This window comes from Odoribacter sp. AF15-53, from assembly GCF_003479425.1.
Taxonomy (GTDB): domain Bacteria; phylum Bacteroidota; class Bacteroidia; order Bacteroidales; family Marinifilaceae; genus Butyricimonas.
The window spans coordinates 175,694-195,988 of record NZ_QUHC01000008.1 but is presented as its reverse complement, the minus strand read 5'-3'; the positions used below and the strand labels follow the sequence as shown (position 1 = coordinate 195,988).

Sequence of the window (20,295 nt, the reverse complement as noted above, 5' to 3'; positions counted from 1 at the left end):
CACCTGAACAAATAACGGAAATAATTTCAGAAATCACAAATGGCGCCCAAGGTTTCCAAGTCTGGTCAAACAAGGTCTTGAAAGTTTAATGCATACCGAACGTGCAGTTCATAACGCGGCACATAACGACGTGAGCAACGGTTATCGCGCTCGTCGAGTATGTCATGGAGGTAAGGTCTTCGAGCTTCGTGTCCCGCGTAGTCGTAACAGTAATTTTTACCCGATGTTACTAGGCGTGTTGAAAGACCAGGAAGAAGAAGCCCAAAAGCTAGTGAGCAGTCTTTATTGTAGCGGTTTAACCACGGAACAAGTGGGTAAAATTTACGAGCAGTTTTACGGCAAGCATTACAGTAAAAGTCAGGTAAGTCGTCTCTTGAACACGGCACGTGAAGATGTAAACGCGTGGCTGGGGCGTAAACTTGAGAAGCGTTACCCCATTCTTTATATCGATGCCACTTATGTCCTCACCCGGTGGGATGAGTCCGTGAGCAACGAAGCCTACTACACGGTTTTAGGGGTGAAAGAAGACCGGACACGGGAAGTTTTAACCGTGGTAAACTTCCCCACCGAAAGCGCGACCAATTGGAAAGATGTCTTTGAAGACCTCAAAGAAAGAGGGGGAGCAGTAGTGGACCTGCTGGTATGTGACGGGTTACCCGGCATTGAAAACACCCTGGCCGATACTTTCCCAAAAGTGGATCTGCAACCGTGTACCGTCCATCTGAAAAGGAACATTGCGGGTAAAGTCAAGCCAAGGGGCAAGAAACAGGTCATGGAAGAACTTAAACAGATCTGCTCTCCCGACCAATGGGACATCACACCGGAAAAAGCATTCGGGAAGTTCAAGGAATTCATTCAAAGGTGGCAAAAGAGTTACCCGCCGCTGAAGAGATACCAGTATGACAGGTACAGGTTTTATTTTACATACTTCAAATATGAAAGGGAAATCAGGGGGATGATTTATACCACTAACTGGATCGAAAGACTGAACAGGGATTATAAAAGAGTTATCAACATGAGAGGTGCCATGCCGAACCCACGGGCCGTCATTCTACTGATGGGGACCGTCGCTCAAAACGCGGATATTTATAAATATCCCATTTATAATTTTTTAGAATCAAGATTGTTTTATTAAAAATTAATAGATTTGCAAAAATGAAAAAACAAGGGCTATACACACTTTTTGAAACACTATCATGACTTCCATTCTTTAAAGTCTTTGACGTGTAGTAAACTATTGAAATAGAAGCATTCATGTTTAAATCTCGGTTTAAACCTTGGTTTAAATAAATGCTCAAAACCCAATGAAAACCACCTAAAACAATAAAGCACCTACTTTTGTAAGTGCTTTATTCAGAGAGCGGAAAACGGGACTCAAACCCGCGACCCCCAGCTTGGAAGGCTAGTGCTCTATCGACTGAGCTATTTCCGCAATATGTGGGGAGAGCAGGATTCGAACCTACGAAGACGATGTCAGCTGAGTTACAGTCAGCCCCAGTTGGCCACTTTGGTATCTCCCCATTGTTCAAAGAACAGTTGCTTGTCTAAAGCGGGTACAAAGATAGGTAGATTTGTGTAATTACCAAACATTAGATGAAGAAATCTTGAAAAAAAAGAGTTTTGGTATAAAAAATACGAGGAGTCTTCGGTGCCGAAAACTCCTCGTTACATCTCATCGTCACTATGAGACCTATTTACGAGGACGATAAGTAATGTCGATAGATTTTTCTTTGTCAAAACCCTTGTACTTGATATGCAGTTGAATAGAGTCTGTTACCTCGCTAAATATTTCTTTTAGCGGGAAGCTGACATAACTGTTCATACTCTCTTTTACCGGATCTCCGTAAGCATTATGCCGGAATTCCAACAAAGCCTTCCCGTCCTCGATCAATTCTTTGTGCTTTGTGAGATTTACCATGTGAGTTTCGCCCCCTCCGGCATAGAAGAAACGGAAGGTGATGAAATCATTGGCAATCCAGTATTCCGGTAATTCAACCGGGTCCATGCCCAAGCTGTCGCTGATCGCTTCGGTGTAGGGCACGATGGGTTTTGTAAGAAGTTTTTGTAAGTCGTTTACTTTCACGTAATGGTCTACGCTACTTCCCGGATTGGCATCCTGTAGGATGGTGAAATCCGCATACACACGCATTTTATTTTCCAGATAACGAACCGGTACGTTTGAAACAGAAGGAAACAGTATAGGACCTTTATCCAGTATGATTTTATAGTCTTGATCGCTTGTTTTTTCAATAGTACCGAATTCTAACCAAAATTTGTCCAAGCTGTACCCGTCATCATCACTACAAGAAGTGAAAGCGAGTGCGGCTGAGAGCGAAAGAATAATTAGCGTTACTAGTTTTTTAATTTTCATGTATTAACCCCTTTTTATTACTTGTTGTTTTTTGTCGATTGTTTCAATCTTCTATGAAATAGATGAATAATTGTTGAAATGGTTGCGTTGAATAATATTAAAATGCATCAAAAAAGGCTATTACAGTATTTGTAATAGCCAGATTCCCTTTTCAGGTTCGGGATTTATTAGTTTAAAAGAGTGTTTTTTTTAACGAGAACAAAAATTCTAATCCCCCATCCTTTCTGTTCTTGGCGGATATATCGCCTTTATGGAAGAGAATAGCATTTTTCACGATGGAGAGTCCCAAGCCGGAACCTCCCGTTTGTCTGCTGCGTCCCTCGCATACCCGGTAGAAGCGTTCGAATATCCGGTTTAAATGGCTTTCTTCAATTCCTCGTCCCGTGTCGTAGTAAGAGAAGTAGTAAAATTCACTATCTTCCGTATAGTTGTTTATCCCGATGGTGATGCCGTCACCCGCATAATTGATCGAATTTTCAATTAGATTGCGGAAAATGGCGTAGATCAATGTTTTGTTGCCCTCGATAAAGATTTTCGGATCGATCTCGTTTTTTACCGAAATACCATGTGCTATAATTGGATCATGCAGGTCCTCAATAGCTTCCTGCAACGTGTTATGTATATTAATCCCCTCTTTCTCGAAAAGTTCGGAGGCTTCTTCAGTCTTGGTGATCAAAGCGATATCCCGGATCAGGTCGGACAGACGTACGATTTGTGAATAGGTACGTTCAAGGAAGAAATGTTGTTTATCCGGGGCGATATTGGGTTGCTCCAGGAGCGTTTCGATATAACCGCGGATACTGCTTACCGGAGTTTTCAATTCATGGGCGATGTTGTTTGTCATCTCTTGTTTCAACAGTCTGTTTTTCTCGTTATCCGAAATGTTGTTCAGTGTGATTTCGAAACTGTTGTCCGTGAAAATTAGCAATTTTATGGCGAAATGCTTGCCTCCTTTGCTGATTTTGTTTTGGTACACGGGAATGTTTGTGGTATTGGGGTTTACCGGGGTATTCTTTTGCAGGAAGTCGTTCACTTCCTTAAAGTCCGGTTGTTCCAGTAAACCTTCGATTTTGAATGTGGGTTCGTCAAGAACGGTATTCAAGTATTGGATAAAGTGCGTGTTTGCGTATATCTTTTCCCGTTTGGCAGAAAAGATGGCGATACCTTCGTCCGAGTAGTGAAAATGGCGAAGCAATTTCTCTTGTTCTACCTTGATTTGCTTGTTACTTTCCTCCAGAAGTTGATAATTACGAATGATTTTTTCACCGATTTCTCCCAGTTCCGTGTTAGGGAAGTGAATGTTCTTGTAATTGACATTATTGTTATCGGCAGAGACGATAAAATCTTTCAAACTGGAAATGGCTTTCCCGAAACGGTCGGAGAGGTAAATCAATGAAATCAGCGTGATGAAGAATAGTAATGTGATAAAATATAAAAATATATTATCTGTTTTCAGGAAATTCTGGACCTCGATATCATAGGGAAGAGCGACACGGATAAAGAAATTCATGTAATCCTTGGCGAAATAGTAATATTCGATCCCGGTACTTTGTGAAAGACGTGTGGCGGTTCCCGTTTTTTGGATCAGGGCGGTCTGAATTTCGGGACGTTGCAAATGGTTTTCGATATCTTTCTCGTTGTCCAGATTGTTGTCATACAACACCTTGCCATCGTGATTGATAATGGTTAATCGCAGGTTCGAAGGCAGGAGGATCAGCATGTTGTTCAACGAGTCGATGTGTTGATGATCGATCAGATGATGTTGTTGGATATACCGGGCGATAATGTCCGAGTAGTCGTCCAGCGTGGTACGTAGGGTTTCTGTCTTGTAGCTTTTTTCCCGGCTTTGCTGGAAAAAGATAATGATGACAGTGAAAGCTGCAAACACGATGAAGAAGTAAATGAATAACTTCTGTTTATAGGATAATTTCATTGAAAATAGTTTTTGTGTTAACGTTTAAAGTTCCACGCAATAGCCATACCCGGAGCGGTTGACGATATGTTTCCCTTGCTCGCCCAGTTTCTTTCTCAACCGGGTGATATGTACGTCGACCGTGCGTTCGAGCACGTAGCTGTCGTCATTCCATACTTTGTTGAGAATATCCTCGCGGGAGAATATTTTTCCGGGAGATTGTGCCAGCATGTTCAGAATCTCGAACTCTTTTTTAGTGATCGGGATGATGTGTTCGTCGATCGAAACGGATTTCGTGGCTAAATCAATATGCATTTTCCCGACATCAATCGTTTGTTTCTTGTTAGAAGCATCCAACGAACCCGCTCTTTTCATCACGGCTTTTACCCGGGCCGAAACTTCTTTGATTGAAAAGGGCTTTGATATGTAATCATCCCCACCAATATTAAAGCCGGTAAGCATGTCGTTCTCGGTGTCTTTAGCAGTCAGGAAGATAATCGGGGTTGCATTGTGAAGATCTTTCCGGAGTTTTTCTGCCATTCTGAAACCGGACATACCTCCCATCATGACATCTAGCAAGATCAGGTCATAGGTTTCGGAGAGCATTTTCAAGGCTTCTTCCGCGGAAGGTGCGGTATCTACCAGATACCCCTCGCTTTCCAAGTTGAATTTCAAAATTTCTCTCAAATCTTCTTCGTCATCGACCACTAGAATTCGCTGTTTATCCATTGTTTTCCAAGTTTAGTTGTTATGAATATGTTTTGCATTCTTCCCTTCTAGCAAGTAGATGGCGGCCTCCGCGATGTTTGTGGCATTATCGCCGATCCGCTCGATGTTGTATGACATCCCGCTTAAGGAGAGGGCATCCAGCATGTCCTGGTCTTTGATCGTCCTGCCTACAAAATGAAGAGGTATTCCGTGAACAATCTCCTTGTGGTTGTTATCCACTAGATCATCTGTCCGGATAATCTCTTTTGCCAAATTTTCGTCTTCACATGTAAAAGCAAAGATAGCATTTTGTGTCATTTTCTTAACTGTTTCCAGTTGCAATAAAATGATCTCGTGAAAAGTGTCGTAAAGGGAACCCTGAAGTTCCACTTCCCGGAGAAAGTCGGCTATGTTCAATAATAGATCGCCAATTCGTTCCAGGTAAGCGGTCATGTCATGGTACGACATGATCTTCCGGCAATCACTGGCTCGCGGGCAATAGAGCACGATCGAGTTGATAACTTCGTCCCTGATCTTGACTTCCAGGCTGTCGATAATGACTTCGTTCTGCTCGATTTTCGAGTATAGTTCCGTGTTCTTGTTGTCCTCGGTGGCTATCATGATAAGCTCCATTTGTTGTAACACGATAGTGGACAGGACTTCAAAATCTTCTTTGATTTTCTCCAGGTATTTTTCTCTTATGGTAGACATGATTTAAGCTAAAAATTGAAAGTTAAAAACTAAAAGATAAATAGATTCAGGGATTTGACGATTCGATGATTCTATGATTACTAAAATATTAGCCTTGTGCGATTGGAGTCACTTCGTCTAAAATCATAAATTACAGAATTATCCGAATTGTCCCGTCAGGTATTCTTCGGTACGTTTATCACTTGGATTTGTGAACATTTTTTGTGTTTCGTCGTATTCGATCAGGTTTCCCAGATACATGAACATCGAGTAGTCCGAAATGCGGGCTGCTTGTGACATGTTGTGAGTAACGATCAGGATGGTGAATTCGTTTTTCAGATCCAATAGCAGTTCTTCTATCCGGTTCGTGGCTATCGGGTCCAGGGCGGATGTCGGTTCGTCCATGAGTAATACCTTGGGTTTTAGTGCTAAAGCCCTGGCAATGCATAAACGTTGTTGCTGACCTCCTGAGAGAAATGTCCCTTTTTTGAACAGAGAATCTTTCACTTCCTCCCAGAGACCGACATTTTTCAGGCTTTCCTCCACCAGTTTATCTTTTTCCTGTTTCGGGAGGGATATACCGTTTAATTTGTAACCGGCGATCACGTTGTCATAGATACTCATCGTGGGAAACGGGTTCGGGCGTTGGAAAACCATTCCTGCCATGCGGCGAACCTCCATGGGGTTGGTTTTTAATATATTCTTGTTGTTGAGAATAATCTCTCCGGTAGTTTTGATATCCGGGTACAGTTCGTGCATCCGGTTGATGGCTCGTAACAACGTGCTTTTCCCGCATCCGGAAGGCCCCATAATTGCCGTGATCTTCTTTTCGACAATATCAGCGCTAACTTCCTGCACGGCATTTTTTCCGGGAGTATATGAGATGGATACGTTTTTGAGTTGTAATATTGGATTCATGTTTATGGAGTGATTATATGATTTACGATCGGAGAATTATTGGACTCTCCATTTTTTTGCTATTTGTTTTGCTATTATATTGAGGGCCAAGATTAACATTAACAGGAAGAGAGACGAGCTCCAGATCATGTCGATCAGGTTGGGATCGTTGTAGAATTCCCAGATCAACAGGGGGACGGCGCTTGTCGGTTTAAGAACATCCCAGTTCACAGCGGTACTTCCCAGGGCGGTTAGCATAAGGGGGGCTGTTTCTCCCATTACCCGTGAAATGGCTAACAGAATACCGGTGAACAATCCTCCGAATGCGGCAGGCAATAATACTTTTAATATAACGCTGGTGTAAGAGGCTCCCAGGGCAAGGCCAGCTTCTTTCAGGCTGCCCGGAAGCATTTTTAAAGTCTCTTCCGTGGAACGGATGATCAAGGGAAGCATCATGATACTGAGGGCAACACTTCCGGCAAGGGCGGAATAACTTCCCAGGGGTTTCACGATCCAGGCATAGGCGATAATACCGATGACAATGGAGGGACTACCCTGAATCAAGTCCGTCAGGAAGCGTGTGATATTTGAAAATTTTGTTTTCGGGTGTTCCGATAAATGTATGCCGACCATAATTCCAATCGGAATAGCGATCACGGCAGCCAATGCCACCATAAGCAGTGTACCGGTGATCCCGTTGGCAATACCACCGGGGATAATGTCTCCCGTGTTTCTGGCCAGCATGGCATCCAGCGTGCTGGGAGCGCTTTCCGTGAAAAAACTCCAGTTGATTTGTTTGTATCCTTTCTTGATTAGTTCCCAGATGATTGCGAATAGCGGGATTACCGTCAGGGAAGCCAGGAAACAAGTGGTATAAAAGAAAGTCTTGTCTTTAATGGTTCTATATCTTAAACTACTCATTTTGCGATCAATTAAGTTTCTTGATGACGAGTTTTGCCACGAGGTTAATAAGAGCCGTGATCAGGAATAGTAATAATCCGATAGCGATTAGGGAACTTAATTTAAGTCCGTCGGCTTCTCCGAATTGGTTCGCAATGATACTTGCCATGGTGTTACCCGTGTCTGCAAGAGAACCCGGTAAATTGTTTGTGTTCCCGATAAGCATGGTCACGGCCATCGTCTCACCTAACGCCCGGCCAAGAGCTAAAATATAACTGGCGAAGACTCCGGAACCGGCCGAGGGGAAAGTTACAGTTTTTATCACCTCGAAACGAGTTGCTCCCAAACTGTATGCAGCTTCTTTCAGTTCATTCGGAACCATAGAGATAAATTCGCCACTAAGGGAGGATGCATAGGGAATAATCATGATTGCCAGTATGATAGATGATGTTAATATCCCGAACCCTTGCGAGTTGATGCCTAATTCGATGATGATCGGGCGGAAGGTGTAGAACCCCCATAAACCGTAAACAATGGAGGGAATTCCGGCGAGTAGGTCTATAATCGAACTGATAAAAACAGCCACTTTTTTACCTCGGAAAAATTCTCCGGTGAAAAGAGCTACGGGTAAAGAGAACGGAATGCAGAATATCAGCGCCAAAAAAGAAGTGAGAAGCGTGCCCACGATAAACGAGAGCGCTCCGTAAGTCTCTCTATCCGGGTGGGGATCCCATTCTGTCGACCCGATGAATTGGAAGAATCCGTAGTGACTTAAAGTGGGAACGGATCCGCTGACAAGTGAATAGATCATTCCGGCACTGATCAGTAAAATCAGGATACAACAAACAGAGAGTAATCGTTTAAAAATAAGATCACGCATAATGCAGGTTACAGGTTACAAGTTATAGGTTACAAGTTGCAAGTAGGCAAGTTTTGAACCTGTAACTTGCAACTTGCGAACTTGTAACTTTGTTTATTTTAGGACTTGTTTGCCCTCGAAACTTATAGAGTTTAATAGTGTTTTGGCGTTAGCCACGGCTGTTTGAGGGAGGGGAGAGTAGTGAACTTTGGTTGTTAAGGCTTGTGCTTCCGGGCTTAACATCCAGTCGAGTAATTTCACGGTAGCTTGTGCTTGTGCCAGAGTTCTGTTGGCATAGGCTTGTTCCTTGTAGAGGATGATCCAGGTGAAACAACTGATTGGGTAAGCATCCGGTGCGGATGAATTGGTGATCATGGTTCGGGTATCGGCAGGCATTTCTCCTTTGGCTGCAGCCGAGATACTCTCTGTGTTTGGTATGATGAAGTTACCGGAACTGTTCCTCATTTGCGCCATGGGGATGTTCAGGGAGAATGCGTATTCCGATCCCACGTATCCGATAGCTCCCGGAGTCTGACTGATGGTTCCGGCTACACCTGGATTCCCTTTAGCTGCCAGACCTACCGGCCATTTTAGAGATTTCCCGGTTCCCACGTTTTCTTTCCAGTCATTACTTACTTTTGTCAGGTAATCGCTGAAAACGAAGGTCGTACCGCTACCGTCAGAACGGTATACCGGGGTCATTCCTTTATCGGGAAGAGTTATCCTGGGATTTAATTCCTGAATTTTAGCATCATTCCATTTGGTGATTTTGCCCAGGTAGATGTCTGCAACGACCTCTCCGGAAAGTTTCAAATCTTTCAATTCCGGCATGTTGTAGGCCATTACCACGGCTCCCATGCAAGTGGGAATATGTACCGTTGCGTAGGGCATTTCCTGCATCTCCGCGTCTGAAAGGTAAGCATCCGATCCCCCGAAATCCACGATCTTGTCTTTCAGGCTTCTGATCCCGCCGCCACTACCGATACCCCCGTAGGTTACCGTGTTACCCGTTTTTTCCTGGTAGGTTTTGAAAGCCAGGTTGTAGAACGGTAGCGGGAAGGTTGCGCCAGCTGCAGCAATATTCATCTTCTTGTTGTCCGAATCCTTCTTTTTAGAGTTTCCACAAGATGCAATAGCAATCGCCAAAATAATGATAAGTAAGTTTTTCATTTCTGATAGTATTAATTTCAACGTCTTCTGATTCATTTATTACACTGCAAGTTTAGATGAATCTTGTTACATGAATGTTGCACATTTGTTACAATAATGTTACAACTTGAATTCAATATTCAGATAGACGAAAGAGCTTGATTCACCGTCTCTTGGATTCCATGTAGAGAAGTTCGGGGCAATCTTCAACTGTTTGATCGGGGCGTATTGCAAACCAACGAGGATTCTTTGTCCGTCAGCACTGCTCCAATCGTCTTTAGAACTCAGGTTGTCGTATCTTCCGAAGATGTTGAATTTCTCTTCCAATTTAACGGTTGAATAAACAGAATAACCGGATTGATCTTTGTCTTCTTTGTACTTGGTATTGAACATTTGGTTGTATTCGGCACCGATAGAGAAGAGTTTGTGTTTGTACCCGGCGAAGAAGGCCAGATTCTGTTGATCTTTCGTATCGTCATCTTCTACATTTTTGCTGGCCAGATCGTAATAAGTGCGAAGAGTTAATGATTCAAGAGGAGTAACGGTCACGCCTGCGGCATACCTGTACTTGTTGTCACCGTTCAATTTCTTGTACCCTTCCCCGTTGCTGATCGTCACGTCGGCAGAAAGCCATTTCGTGAACTTGTATTTACCCAGAATTCCCATGTCAGCACTGGAACCGAACTTGTATTCATCCTGGAAAGACTTCATGATATAGCGATATCCCCAGAATTTTTCCTGCACGTTAAACTGCTCCAGGCCGATCAAACCGAAATCCAAAGAGAAGTTTCCGGTTTTCCAGGTTAACATTGCGTTTTTCACGTAAGCCACTCTTTCAAGATCCGAACCGGATACTTTCGTGGAACCCATGTCGAAAACAACTTTTCCGCCGAGTTTTTCCGTTAAAGAGAATTGGTAACCGAGATAGGCACGATCCAATGCGAACCCGGATTCTTTGTTCGCCCTCCCGATTCCTGCGTGATAATTGGCAAACACGGTAACGATAGGTTGCCCTTTAATTTGAAATTTCTTCTTTTCTTCTTGTTGTTGAGCGAAACTGCTTAAACAAATAGCAACTAAAACCACACTAATTAAAATCCTTTTCATTTGTCAAACTTTTAGTTAATATTAAAATTAAATACCTCTTGTTTTCGGCAGCTAAAGTAGACTGAAAAGGTTTCCTAAATAATACGATTCGGTTACATCAATGTTACATTTATTAGATATGTTTATTGTCTTTTGAAGATCGAAAAGTTTACACTACCGTATTGGCGGTGTTCGAAGAAATGGGGTTCCGAGGAGAAGTCGACGGTTCCGGGATGTTCGATGATCGCTATCCCGTCCGGGGCCAACAGATTGTTATCGAAAATGGCTGCCGGTATATCCTTGATCTCATTCAAGTCATAGGGAGGGTCGGCAAAAATAATGTCGAACGTGGTTCCGTTTAATTTTTTACAAGCCACGAACACGTTGGTTTTAAAAACCGTCATGTTTTTAAAGCCTAGTTGACTGGCTGTTTTCTTTATAAAGGAGTAGTGATTATAATTCAGTTCGATCGAAACGATCTTTTTTGCCCCACGCGAGGCGAATTCATAACTGATACTTCCCGTGCCGGAAAACAAATCCAGCACGGATGTATCTTCTATATCAATGTAGTTGTTGAGCACGTTGAATAAATTCTCTTTGGCAAAATCCGTCGTGGGGCGTGCCTTGAAGTTTTTATCCGGGACAATGACTTTGCCCTTGTGTGTTCCGCTTATAATCCGCATCGGTGAAGATTTAGTAAATGAGTAAAATGGGAACCGTTGAACTCTTTATCCTGAAGGATACTATTCAACAGGGGTTCTTTGGCAAAATAGGGATTCGGGAGATAAGCCGAAAGTAATTCTTTTAATTTGTAGTCCTTGGATACCGGGCCGGAAATGGAAAGATGTACTTTTTCTTTGTTAATTCCGCATTCCTTGATACAGTTCAACAGGAAATACACGATGTCCGTTGCCGCTTTATAACTAAATGAGTTGAATAGTTGAATTCCCGTGTTACGGATAAATAGAATATCGAAATAATTATCCTGAATGTCCAAGAATATCTGTTCCGTATCGTGTAAGGCTTTTGCCACGGCTCCTTGGATAAAGGGATAAGCTTCATTCACGATTTGGACCACGGGGAAATGTTCCCGGATAAAATCGTTAAACGAGGCAATGATAGTTTCTATCAGGTAGGCATCAATGCTTTCGATATGATGATACAGGAGCATGTCGTCCGGTGTAATCTCTTGATTTACCGTGTATAAAGTGGCAACATTATTCTTGTCGAAAAAGGCTCCGGGGACAAGAAGTTTTTCTTTGAAACAGGGCATGATGTATACTTTCTTGAAACGAAGGTTCAAGATGGCATCATTTACCACGTAATTCTTTAAACGTGCCACGGCGGCCTCTCTCGAATCAACAACATGAGGTTCATGAACGAACACGACTAATTTATCCGCGGCATTATGCACGCAAAATGAAAATCCATCCGTTGCATAACGGATGGATAATATCGATTTTGTAGATAATTCGTAAGTAAAATTAGGGTCAACAAAATAAATGCTTTGCATGTATTATTCGTTTACGTACTTGAGAAATTACTCCCAGTTACCCACGTTATTGTTTGCCTCTTTTACGCTACCCACTTTTAATCCGGGGTATTTATTTAATCTTATTCTTTCGCCGTTTTCTTCCAGAATCGCATCTTCGTATTCATCAAACAGGTCTTCAAAGATCTGCATGTTGGAGATACGAGCTTCGAAAACGGGAACTTCGATACCTGAATCTGTCCAGATCATGTTCGTGCCCATCAAGAATTGATGTTTCTTTTTGGTAAACGGAACATAGCGGAGGTCATCAATCGGGTAGTTCTTTCCGAATAATTGCTCCAAAGCGGAAACGCGGATCGTGTCACGGATAATCAACCCTTTTTTAAGAGCTTCTTGTTCCGTCATACCTTCTTCGAGCTGATCATCGGTAAGCTCTCCGATAGAGCGAACGGTCTTCAACGAGTCATGTTTCACGAAATAGATCAATGTATCAAAACTACTCGTGTACACGTTATGAATACTTTTGTAGGCATCCTGAGCGGTTCTGATGTCTTTCAGTTTTTGGATGATCCTAGCATATCTTTGGTCCTTCAACTTTTGAAATTGAATAGGATTCTGCACGCTTTGATAGCACAAGTATCCCAAGTAGAGGGCTCCAGCTGCTAAAAGAATTTGAATAATAAGTTTTTTCATCTTTTTCGTCAGTATATTTATTATATATTAAACAAGTTAGTTCTCGTCGTTAATTTAAGCTGTTTTTTCTATCTTTACACGGTATTTTATACAATACCATACACGAATCCTTTGCGGATTGTCGTGTCGGCAAATATAAAAAAAAAAAAGATCACGGCACAGTTTTGTCTATTAAATTTAATGATGATAACCGAACATTTTGAAAGTATTGTAAAAGAGAAGTTTGGCTTTGACTTCTCGCCTACGCAACAGGTTGCGATGGAACGTTTTCTTGCTTTTCTTTTCGATCGTCATCCCGAAAGTTTGTTTTTATTGAAAGGATTTGCGGGAACGGGAAAGACTTCGTTGGTGGCAGCTATCGTTAACACACTGGTACAATTCGAGCAACAGGTCGTGTTACTCGCTCCTACCGGAAGGGCGGCAAAGGTATTTTCCAGTTATTCGCGTCAAGCTGCTTTCACGATACACAAAAAAATCTATAGACAGAAAAATGCACAGGAAGGAGTCGGTATTTTTAATTTAGGATTTAACGGGAACGCCAACACCTTATTCTTCGTGGACGAGGCTTCCATGATTTCGATGAATTCGCAGGATTCGAATTTTGGCACGGGTTCTTTGTTAGATGATTTGATAGAGTTCGTGTATAACGGGCGTAATAATCGGTTGGTGCTGATCGGGGATACCGCTCAATTACCGCCGATCGGAGTAGATGTGAGTCCCGCCTTGGAGGCAGATTTCTTGCAGGCGAGTTACGGGATGGAGATTTACGAGGCTAATTTGACGGATATCATGCGACAGTCCGAGCAATCCGGTATATTGTTTAACGCCACCAGAGTGAGGGAAATGATCGGGGCCGGACCTTACGCTAAACTTTTACTCCGGGTTTCGGGTTTCCCGGATATCGTGAGGGTGGGAGGGGGCGATCTGTTGGAAGAACTGGATTTGTGTTACAGTTCATTCGGGATAGATGAAACGATGGTAATCTGTCGTTCCAATAAACGGGCTAACCGGTTTAACGCGGGTATCCGTTCTCGAATCTTGTACCGGGAAGACGCTTTTACCGGGGGAGATAAGATTATGATTGTAAAGAATAATTACTTCTGGGGAGCGGAATACGATAAGGTCGATTTTATCGCTAACGGGGACATTGCAACCGTGGAGAAAGTCGGGAAATACAAGGATTTATACGGATTCCATTTTGTTAAAACACGCTTGAGCATCTACGGTTACGAGGAAGAAATCACGGCATGGGTTATGCTGGATACGTTGACAACAGAACAACCGGCTTTGAGTTACGAGGATTATCGGCGGTTGTATATGGCTGTCGAGGAGGATTACTTGGACATTGCTTCCAAGCAGAAGCGTTTCAAAAAAATACAAGAGAACGAGTATTATAACGCCTTGCAAATAAAATTTGCTTATGCCGTCACCTGCCATAAAGCACAGGGAGGACAATGGGATGCCGTGTTTATTGATCCGGGGTGGATGGTCGAAGAAGCTTATGATGATGAATATTGGCGTTGGTTGTACACGGCGTTTACCCGCGCTCGTAAAAAATTATACCTGATCAATTTTAAGGACGAGATGATCGAGGCTGTCAATGATTGATGTTTTGCGGGAGATGTCAAACTTAATAAACACCTCCGTCGGCTACACCAACGGAGGTGTTTATTAAGTTTGACATCCCTCTCCGCGTCATTGAATCTTCAAGTCTTTGATAATATCATCAATTCGGGCGTTTGCCTCTTGTTGAGCCCGCTCGTAATCGTTCGTGTCTTTCATTTGAGCCCTGGCTTCAAAGTAGAATTTGATCTTGGGTTCAGTTCCGGAAGGACGAACAGAGATTTTACTCCCGTCAGCCAGGAAAAATTGCAACACATCACTAGTCGTTTCAAAATTAAGATGCGTTTTTTCTCCCGTGCGGAAATCCGTGGATTCCAACGTGAGGTAATCTTTTTTCAGAATGACTTGGCTTCCGTTGATCTCTTTGGGAGTGTTGTGGCGGAATTCTTCCATCATCGCCTTGATCTCTTGGGCTCCGGAAATACCTTTGCGCACGATGTAGATCATTTTTTCTTGAGAAAATCCATATTTTGCGTAAATCTCTTTCAGGAAAGAATAGAGAGTTTTGTGCTGCATCTTCGTCCAGGCCGCGATCTCAGCCATGAGGGACGTGGCGGATACCCCGTCTTTATCTCGTGTGAATGCTCCCGGCATGTAACCGAATGATTCTTCCCCGCCTCCAATGAATTTTTCCCCGCCTTCTTTACGGATAACGTCGGCAATCCATTTGAATCCGGTGTACACGTCGTAACAAATGATATTATTTTTCTCTGCAATCTCTTTTATTAATTCAGTGGTGACGATGGTTTTAACCGTGTACTCGCCCCCTGTGAGTTGTCCCAGTTCTTTTTTACGGCGGATAATATATTCCGTGAAAATGATATTGGTCTGGTTTCCGTTTAATAATGTCCATATCCCCTCGTCATTTTTCACGGCAATACCGATACGATCCCCGTCCGGGTCACAGGCCATGGCTAGATCTGCATCTATTTTGCGGGCCAAATCCAAGGCCATTTTGAAGGCAGCCGGTTCCTCCGGGTTAGCGGAAGCTACGGTCGGGAAGTCTCCGTCAGGGATACTCTGTTCAGGGACGGGATATATGTTCGTGAATCCCCAGTTTCGAAGAGATTCCGGCACCAGTTCGTAAGTGGTTCCATGTAAGGGAGTGAACACGATTTTCAAATCATGTTCTTTCTTTATCGCTTCAGGGGAAAGGCTCAGTGTTTTTACCTTATCCAGGTATTTTTTATCAAATTCCTTACCCAGAATCGTGATCATCCCGGGAGCTTGTTCGAACTTGATGTCCGTGACAAGTACCTTTTTTACCTCGTTAATCACGTTCTTGTCGTGAGGGGGGACGAGTTGGGAACCATCATCCCAATAAGCCTTGTAGCCGTTGTATTCTTTCGGGTTATGCGACGCGGTCAGGATAACACCCCCTTTACATCCCAGTTCCCGGATGGCGTACGACATTTCCGGGGTAGGGCGTAGGTCTTCAAACAGATACACGTGGATTCCGTTTGCCGAGAAAATATTGGCAGCCGTTTCCGCGAAGTATCGGGAATTGTGTCGGCAATCATGTCCGATGCACACGGCTTTTTTCTCGTTCGGGAACATGCGGTTGATATAATTTGAAAATCCTTGGGTGGCTGCTCCCACGGTGTATATGTTCATCCGGTTCGTTCCGGCCCCCATGATGCCGCGTAAACCTCCGGTTCCGAATTCCAGATCATTATAAAAAGATTCCACCAAATCTCCCGTGTCTGTGTTATCCAGCATCCGTTTTACCTCAGCCCGTGTTTTCTCGTCATAAGCCTTATCCAGCCATTTCTCGGCTTTGGCTCTAGCTAGTTTTACTATCTCGTTGTTTTCCATAAGTGGTCATTTTAATTACCTTTTTACAAAGTTAGGATTTTCTCGTCGGAAAAATATCTTTTTTATTTAAATTGTAAGTGGATTGTCATAATATGTTCGTTTTTACCGTACGAATTTTGTGATTTAAAGTTACGATATGATGAAGAGGAAACAAAATTGAAGTTGATTATTTTCCGGTTGGAGGAAAATAAAAAAGCCTCGTTCAAAACGAGGCTTTTTTATATGGCTAAAGCGCAAATTAATACTTCTTCTCTTTAATTTTTGCTTTCTTTCCGGTAAGATCACGGAAATAGTAAATTCTGGATCTACGAACGACACCTCTCTTGTTCACCTCGATTGATTGAATGAAAGGAGAATTGAAAGGAATAATACGCTCTACTCCTACGTTACCAGACATTTTTCTAACCGTAAAAGTTTTCGTGGTGCCCGTACCCTTGATTTGGATAACTACACCTTTGAAAATCTGAACACGTTCTTTACTTCCCTCAACGATTTTGTAATGTACGCTGATGGTATCACCAGTTGAAAATACGGGAAGTTCTGTAGCGTTTTCTCGTGCAAAAGCTTGTTCCGCAACTTTAATTAAGTCCATTGTCTTTATTTTAAAAAGTTTATTTATCGAACGCAGTATTACGACTTCAGTCTTTCATGTAAGAGACTACGTACGTTTAAAAATCGAGTGGCAAAGGTATAAAAATAAATATTCCGATGCAAGTATCGGAATATTTATTTGTTACAAGTTTGCAAGTTACAGATGGCAAGTTCATGATAACAGTGGCAAAAACTTGTAACCTGCAGAGCCGTAGGCTCAACCTGTAACTTGTAACAGAAATTAGAAATCGTGGTTATTCCACGACTTCTAATTTCTTCCCGGTCTGTTCGATAATCATCCGCAGGTACCACTCCGGTAAAGCGGGTTGTTCTACTTTCGGGTTTTTCTCTCCGGGGATAGCCGTTTTCACGTTTCCATCCATGTATTTGCAGAACAGGTATCCGTAGAAATCTCTCCACGTGTCAACCAGATGATTTCCGGTACGGCAAGAGAAATCGGTGAGAAATTTAACCGCTTCTTCTCTATTTTTGCCCAACATATCTTTGGCTCCGGCATCGATCATTTGCACGAAATCAACGTATTGTTTTTCAAGGGCGACTTGTTTTGCACGAATTTCCGGGTGAATCAAGTTGTAGCGGGTATATGCGAAATTGGTCACTTGGTTAAATACCCAGAATGCGGCCTTGTTCGTGAATTCCATCATACTTCCGTTACCCACGGCAAAGGCAAAAGGAACTTCGGTTGCCGCGGAATACATCGGGAAATATACCGAACTGGCAGCATCGTCCACTCCAAACCAAAGGATACCACCGATTTCATCGGGTAACCAATTTCTACATTGAGCTACGAACGTGAATCCCGTTTGTTGGGTGGCCGTTGCTCTTTCGTGAACGTATTCTTTACCATCTACTTTAAAGCTCATCGGACGCCATCTGTAAGGACATTCGTAAGGACCTGCGCCCATGTCTTTGCTCATATCCAGTTCGGTTCCTTCGAGGTGGTCGCGCATGAAATCCATTACTTGCATTACGTCAACTTTCTCGCTCGGCTTGATCCACAAAGGCATGCGGTTCGTGGCGTACCCTTTGCCGTCACGTTGAATATTTCTTCCGGTCGCGTAATCAAAGTACTGGGCCATATCCGGGTTCACGGCGTTAAAGAACGCCCATACGCGAATTTCGCAAGCCCTGGCTCCGCTGAAATCAACAGGTGCGTAAGTATCCGAGAAACTGAAATCTTTATTTTTTCCTTCCTGGGGATAGAAGCCTTTTTCTTTCGCGAAAGAGATCACGTCCTTGGCATACACGGTCGTGATGTTCGGGTCGTAGATTTTATTCATTTTATCCGAGGAAATGGAAGTTTTGCCTTCTAACGGGAACGTCGTGATACGGGCCTGGTTAGCGTGTGCGGAAACATACCCGTCCGGAACCATGCGGGCTACCCATACCGCGCCTTTCTCGCCTTCGCCTTTGCCGATGATCTCGATGATCCAAACTTCGTTCGGGTCGATGATAGAAATTGATTCTCCACTACTTGCCCAGCCGTATTTCTCGATCAAGTCGGTCATCACCACGATAGCCTCGCGTGCATTTTTGGCACGTTGCAACGTGATATAGATGGCACTACCGTAATCAATAATAGCTCCGGTTTGTGTTTCCAGTTCTTTGCGTCCCCCGTAAGTGGTTTCAGAAATAGCCAACTGATGCTCGTTCATGTTTCCGACCACGTTATACGTGTGTGCTACCTGCGGGATTTTTCCCATGAATTTACCGGTGTCCCATTCGTAGACATCAAGCATGCTTCCGGCAGGCCAATCCATCGCGGGCCAGTGATATAATTCTCCGTATAGAACATGGGAGTCGGCGGAATAAGTAACCATCGTAGACCCGTCTTTCGTTGATCCTTTCGTGAACAAGAAGTTCGTGCAAGCCATCGTGTACGTGCTGCAACAAACTAACGCTAATGTAACCAGTAAGTGTACTTTTCTCATTTTTCGTTATTGGTTTATGATTATTTTGATAATTATCTGATTCTGTCCAGAGACTTGAGTAACTTGATATCTTTAAATATACCCCGCATGGCCAAGTTCGCGATGATGATACAGATCACGGGGAGTATAAAACTGAATTTGTAGAGAATGTCCGCGTTCATTTTACCGGCAAATTGACTGATATGGAACCACATCAGGACCAGCGTACCCACGAGTAAAATGATTTCCACGATACACAGGCGTATTTGCAGGAAACGTTTCTTGAACAGGAAAATGGTTACGAGGGGTAAACCTATCGTGAAGATATTCAGGATAAACAAAGCCCAGTAGTAAGCCTGCAATTCCGTGTTTTCTCCAATCATAACCACTCCATAAGTAAAAAAATTATAGCTTGCGGCATTCGGGATAAGCAATTGAGCGATCGGTACATACAATGGGATCGTCATGATGAGTGCTATCACAAGCAAATAGATGGTTTGTATTCTTTGAATCATAATAAATAAGTAATTAACGTATGAGAGAATTTAACGTGTATTCAACTAATTTTTTCATGTACGGTTTATAATTGGAAGAAGCGTCCCCGGTTGCCCGGTTAGCGATAATCAGGCAAATCGTGGTCGCCTGGTGTCCCATGAGAGCTGCCAGCCCCGCGATAGCCGCGCTTTCCATTTCATAATTAACAATCTTGTAATTCCCGAAACTGAAACGGGCAATTTCATCATTGACTGTCGGCATTTCAATCGGTAGACGCAGAACACGTCCTTGCGGACCGTAAAATCCGTTCGCAGTCAGCGTGACTCCTTTTACGGTAACTCCTTCCGTGTGCAATTTGTTTACCAGTTCCCCGGATGCTTTAACTGCGTATGGGCGGGCAGCCCGTGGTGTCCAATGGCATGCCGCGATAAACGCATCCTCAAAATCAGCGTCGCATACCGTTTCGTTGTTTTTGTAAAAACGTAACACGCCATCAATTCCCAGGCTCATTTCCGAGATTACGAATGAATGAACGGGGACATCAGCCTGCACGGAACCGGAAGTCCCGATTCGTACGATATTCAATGATTTCTTTTGTTGTTTTATCTCTTTCGTATGTAAATCTATATTTACCAAAGCATCCAGTTCGTTCATCACGATGTCGATATTGTCAGCCCCGATCCCGGTAGAGATAACAGAAATCCGGTGTCCTTTATACTGTCCGGTGATCGTGCTGAATTCCCGATCGCTTTTCTTAACCTCAATCTGGTCAAAATACGAGGCAATCATTTCTACTCTGGAAGGGTCACCCACGAGGATCACCTGATCTGCTAAATCTTCGGGGTGAAGATGAAGATGAAAGACGCTTCCATCATCGTTCGTGATTAATTCTGATGATTTTATTGGCTCCATATATCGTTTACTTTTGGGCAACCAAATTTAGTAAAACAAATAATACCGGACAAACATTTGTCCGGTATTATTTGGTTTCGATTTGCAGGTTAAACCTTCGGCTTTGTAAATTACAGTTTTTTATACCCCTACTTCTATGCTTGTCGTGAACTTGTCACCTGCCAACCTGTA

19 protein-coding genes and 2 tRNA genes are annotated in these 20,295 nt (G+C 43.1%); 2 read left to right on the top strand and 19 right to left on the bottom strand.

Features of this window, described 5'->3' with window-relative positions:
* The first annotated feature begins 88 nt into the window (after window positions 1-88).
* On the top strand, window positions 89-1,135 hold the full coding sequence (locus tag DWW52_RS15950; RefSeq protein ID WP_118716501.1) for an IS256 family transposase: 1,047 nt from the start codon (window positions 89-91) through the stop codon (window positions 1,133-1,135).
* Window positions 1,136-1,359: 224 nt separating this feature from the next.
* Here the strand turns inward: DWW52_RS15950 and DWW52_RS15945 are convergent.
* From DWW52_RS15945 to DWW52_RS15880, 14 genes are all read right to left on the bottom strand, one after another.
* Window positions 1,360-1,432 (bottom strand) — tRNA-Gly (locus DWW52_RS15945).
* A 6-nt stretch (window positions 1,433-1,438) separates the two neighbouring features.
* A tRNA-Tyr gene (locus tag DWW52_RS15940) sits at window positions 1,439-1,520 on the bottom strand.
* Window positions 1,521-1,690: 170 nt separating this feature from the next.
* Entirely contained in the window at window positions 1,691-2,371 is a 681-nt protein-coding gene (locus tag DWW52_RS15935) for a NigD-like C-terminal domain-containing protein (protein ID WP_118716500.1), read from the bottom strand.
* 172 nt (window positions 2,372-2,543) lie between these two features.
* Window positions 2,544-4,304, bottom strand: a complete 1,761-nt coding sequence (locus tag DWW52_RS15930; protein WP_118716499.1) for a cell wall metabolism sensor histidine kinase WalK — start codon at window positions 4,302-4,304, stop codon at window positions 2,544-2,546.
* Window positions 4,305-4,328: 24 nt separating this feature from the next.
* Window positions 4,329-5,012: a response regulator transcription factor gene (locus tag DWW52_RS15925; RefSeq protein ID WP_118716498.1), complete on the bottom strand. Its 684-nt coding sequence runs from the start codon at window positions 5,010-5,012 to the stop codon at window positions 4,329-4,331.
* Window positions 5,013-5,024: 12 nt separating this feature from the next.
* Entirely contained in the window at window positions 5,025-5,702 is a 678-nt protein-coding gene (locus DWW52_RS15920; RefSeq protein ID WP_118716497.1) for a PhoU domain-containing protein, read from the bottom strand.
* Between the two features lie 138 nt (window positions 5,703-5,840).
* Window positions 5,841-6,599, bottom strand: a complete 759-nt coding sequence (pstB, locus tag DWW52_RS15915) for a phosphate ABC transporter ATP-binding protein PstB (protein WP_118716496.1) — start codon at window positions 6,597-6,599, stop codon at window positions 5,841-5,843.
* A gap of 36 nt (window positions 6,600-6,635) precedes the next feature.
* On the bottom strand, window positions 6,636-7,499 hold the full coding sequence (gene pstA, locus DWW52_RS15910) for a phosphate ABC transporter permease PstA (RefSeq protein ID WP_118716495.1): 864 nt from the start codon (window positions 7,497-7,499) through the stop codon (window positions 6,636-6,638).
* 7 nt (window positions 7,500-7,506) lie between these two features.
* On the bottom strand, window positions 7,507-8,358 hold the full coding sequence (pstC, locus tag DWW52_RS15905; RefSeq protein ID WP_118716494.1) for a phosphate ABC transporter permease subunit PstC: 852 nt from the start codon (window positions 8,356-8,358) through the stop codon (window positions 7,507-7,509).
* Window positions 8,359-8,451: 93 nt separating this feature from the next.
* Window positions 8,452-9,507, bottom strand: a complete 1,056-nt coding sequence (gene pstS / locus DWW52_RS15900; RefSeq protein ID WP_118716521.1) for a phosphate ABC transporter substrate-binding protein PstS — start codon at window positions 9,505-9,507, stop codon at window positions 8,452-8,454.
* A gap of 99 nt (window positions 9,508-9,606) precedes the next feature.
* Window positions 9,607-10,593 (bottom strand): porin, encoded by a 987-nt coding sequence (locus DWW52_RS15895; RefSeq protein ID WP_118716493.1) that lies wholly within the window; start codon window positions 10,591-10,593, stop codon window positions 9,607-9,609.
* A gap of 122 nt (window positions 10,594-10,715) precedes the next feature.
* Window positions 10,716-11,255 carry an RsmD family RNA methyltransferase gene (locus DWW52_RS15890; protein ID WP_118716492.1) on the bottom strand — a complete coding sequence of 180 codons (540 nt, stop codon included), beginning with the start codon at window positions 11,253-11,255 and terminating at the stop codon, window positions 10,716-10,718.
* A complete protein-coding gene (locus tag DWW52_RS15885) occupies window positions 11,243-12,085 on the bottom strand; it encodes a DUF3822 family protein (protein WP_118716491.1) in 843 nt (280 codons plus the stop codon). The genes DWW52_RS15890 and DWW52_RS15885 overlap by 13 nt, the downstream gene beginning before the upstream one ends.
* Before the next feature lie 27 nt (window positions 12,086-12,112).
* Entirely contained in the window at window positions 12,113-12,757 is a 645-nt protein-coding gene (locus tag DWW52_RS15880) for a hypothetical protein (protein WP_118716490.1), read from the bottom strand.
* 183 nt (window positions 12,758-12,940) lie between these two features.
* Here DWW52_RS15880 and DWW52_RS15875 point away from each other — a divergent pair, with 183 nt between their 5' ends.
* Window positions 12,941-14,365, top strand: a complete 1,425-nt coding sequence (locus tag DWW52_RS15875; protein ID WP_118716520.1) for an ATP-dependent RecD-like DNA helicase — start codon at window positions 12,941-12,943, stop codon at window positions 14,363-14,365.
* Between the two features lie 87 nt (window positions 14,366-14,452).
* On the opposite strand, the gene DWW52_RS15870 is transcribed toward DWW52_RS15875, so the two are convergent.
* From DWW52_RS15870 to DWW52_RS15850, 5 genes are all read right to left on the bottom strand, one after another.
* Entirely contained in the window at window positions 14,453-16,195 is a 1,743-nt protein-coding gene (locus DWW52_RS15870) for a phospho-sugar mutase (RefSeq protein WP_118716489.1), read from the bottom strand.
* Window positions 16,196-16,433: 238 nt separating this feature from the next.
* Complete coding sequence (gene rplS / locus DWW52_RS15865; RefSeq protein WP_118716488.1) at window positions 16,434-16,787, bottom strand: 50S ribosomal protein L19; 354 nt, start codon at window positions 16,785-16,787, stop codon at window positions 16,434-16,436.
* A 253-nt stretch (window positions 16,788-17,040) separates the two neighbouring features.
* Window positions 17,041-18,738, bottom strand: a complete 1,698-nt coding sequence (locus tag DWW52_RS15860; RefSeq protein WP_118716487.1) for a dipeptidase — start codon at window positions 18,736-18,738, stop codon at window positions 17,041-17,043.
* A 32-nt stretch (window positions 18,739-18,770) separates the two neighbouring features.
* Window positions 18,771-19,232: a DUF4293 domain-containing protein gene (locus DWW52_RS15855; RefSeq protein WP_118716486.1), complete on the bottom strand. Its 462-nt coding sequence runs from the start codon at window positions 19,230-19,232 to the stop codon at window positions 18,771-18,773.
* Window positions 19,233-19,245: 13 nt separating this feature from the next.
* Window positions 19,246-20,124, bottom strand: a complete 879-nt coding sequence (locus tag DWW52_RS15850; protein ID WP_118716485.1) for a nucleoside phosphorylase — start codon at window positions 20,122-20,124, stop codon at window positions 19,246-19,248.
* Window positions 20,125-20,295 lie beyond the last annotated feature (171 nt).

Bases quoted from the DNA above. Each gene is read 5' to 3' on its own strand.
- DWW52_RS15925 (WP_118716498.1), bottom strand. From the start codon at position 5,012: ATGGATAAACAGCGAATTCTAGTGGTCGATGACGAAGAAGATTTGAGA.
- pstS (WP_118716521.1), bottom strand. From the start codon at position 9,507: ATGAAAAACTTACTTATCATTATTTTGGCGATTGCTATTGCATCTTGT.
- pstC (WP_118716494.1), bottom strand. From the start codon at position 8,358: ATGCGTGATCTTATTTTTAAACGATTACTCTCTGTTTGTTGTATCCTG.
- DWW52_RS15890 (WP_118716492.1), bottom strand. From the start codon at position 11,255: ATGCGGATTATAAGCGGAACACACAAGGGCAAAGTCATTGTCCCGGAT.
- DWW52_RS15880 (WP_118716490.1), bottom strand. From the start codon at position 12,757: ATGAAAAAACTTATTATTCAAATTCTTTTAGCAGCTGGAGCCCTCTAC.
- DWW52_RS15920 (WP_118716497.1), bottom strand. From the start codon at position 5,702: ATGTCTACCATAAGAGAAAAATACCTGGAGAAAATCAAAGAAGATTTT.
- DWW52_RS15860 (WP_118716487.1), bottom strand. From the start codon at position 18,738: ATGAGAAAAGTACACTTACTGGTTACATTAGCGTTAGTTTGTTGCAGC.
- DWW52_RS15885 (WP_118716491.1), bottom strand. From the start codon at position 12,085: ATGCAAAGCATTTATTTTGTTGACCCTAATTTTACTTACGAATTATCT.
- DWW52_RS15855 (WP_118716486.1), bottom strand. From the start codon at position 19,232: ATGATTCAAAGAATACAAACCATCTATTTGCTTGTGATAGCACTCATC.
- DWW52_RS15895 (WP_118716493.1), bottom strand. From the start codon at position 10,593: ATGAAAAGGATTTTAATTAGTGTGGTTTTAGTTGCTATTTGTTTAAGC.
- pstB (WP_118716496.1), bottom strand. From the start codon at position 6,599: ATGAATCCAATATTACAACTCAAAAACGTATCCATCTCATATACTCCC.
- DWW52_RS15935 (WP_118716500.1), bottom strand. From the start codon at position 2,371: ATGAAAATTAAAAAACTAGTAACGCTAATTATTCTTTCGCTCTCAGCC.
- rplS (WP_118716488.1), bottom strand. From the start codon at position 16,787: ATGGACTTAATTAAAGTTGCGGAACAAGCTTTTGCACGAGAAAACGCT.
- DWW52_RS15950 (WP_118716501.1), top strand. From the start codon at position 89: ATGCATACCGAACGTGCAGTTCATAACGCGGCACATAACGACGTGAGC.
- DWW52_RS15930 (WP_118716499.1), bottom strand. From the start codon at position 4,304: ATGAAATTATCCTATAAACAGAAGTTATTCATTTACTTCTTCATCGTG.
- pstA (WP_118716495.1), bottom strand. From the start codon at position 7,499: ATGAGTAGTTTAAGATATAGAACCATTAAAGACAAGACTTTCTTTTAT.
- DWW52_RS15870 (WP_118716489.1), bottom strand. From the start codon at position 16,195: ATGGAAAACAACGAGATAGTAAAACTAGCTAGAGCCAAAGCCGAGAAA.
- DWW52_RS15875 (WP_118716520.1), top strand. From the start codon at position 12,941: ATGATAACCGAACATTTTGAAAGTATTGTAAAAGAGAAGTTTGGCTTT.
- DWW52_RS15850 (WP_118716485.1), bottom strand. From the start codon at position 20,124: ATGGAGCCAATAAAATCATCAGAATTAATCACGAACGATGATGGAAGC.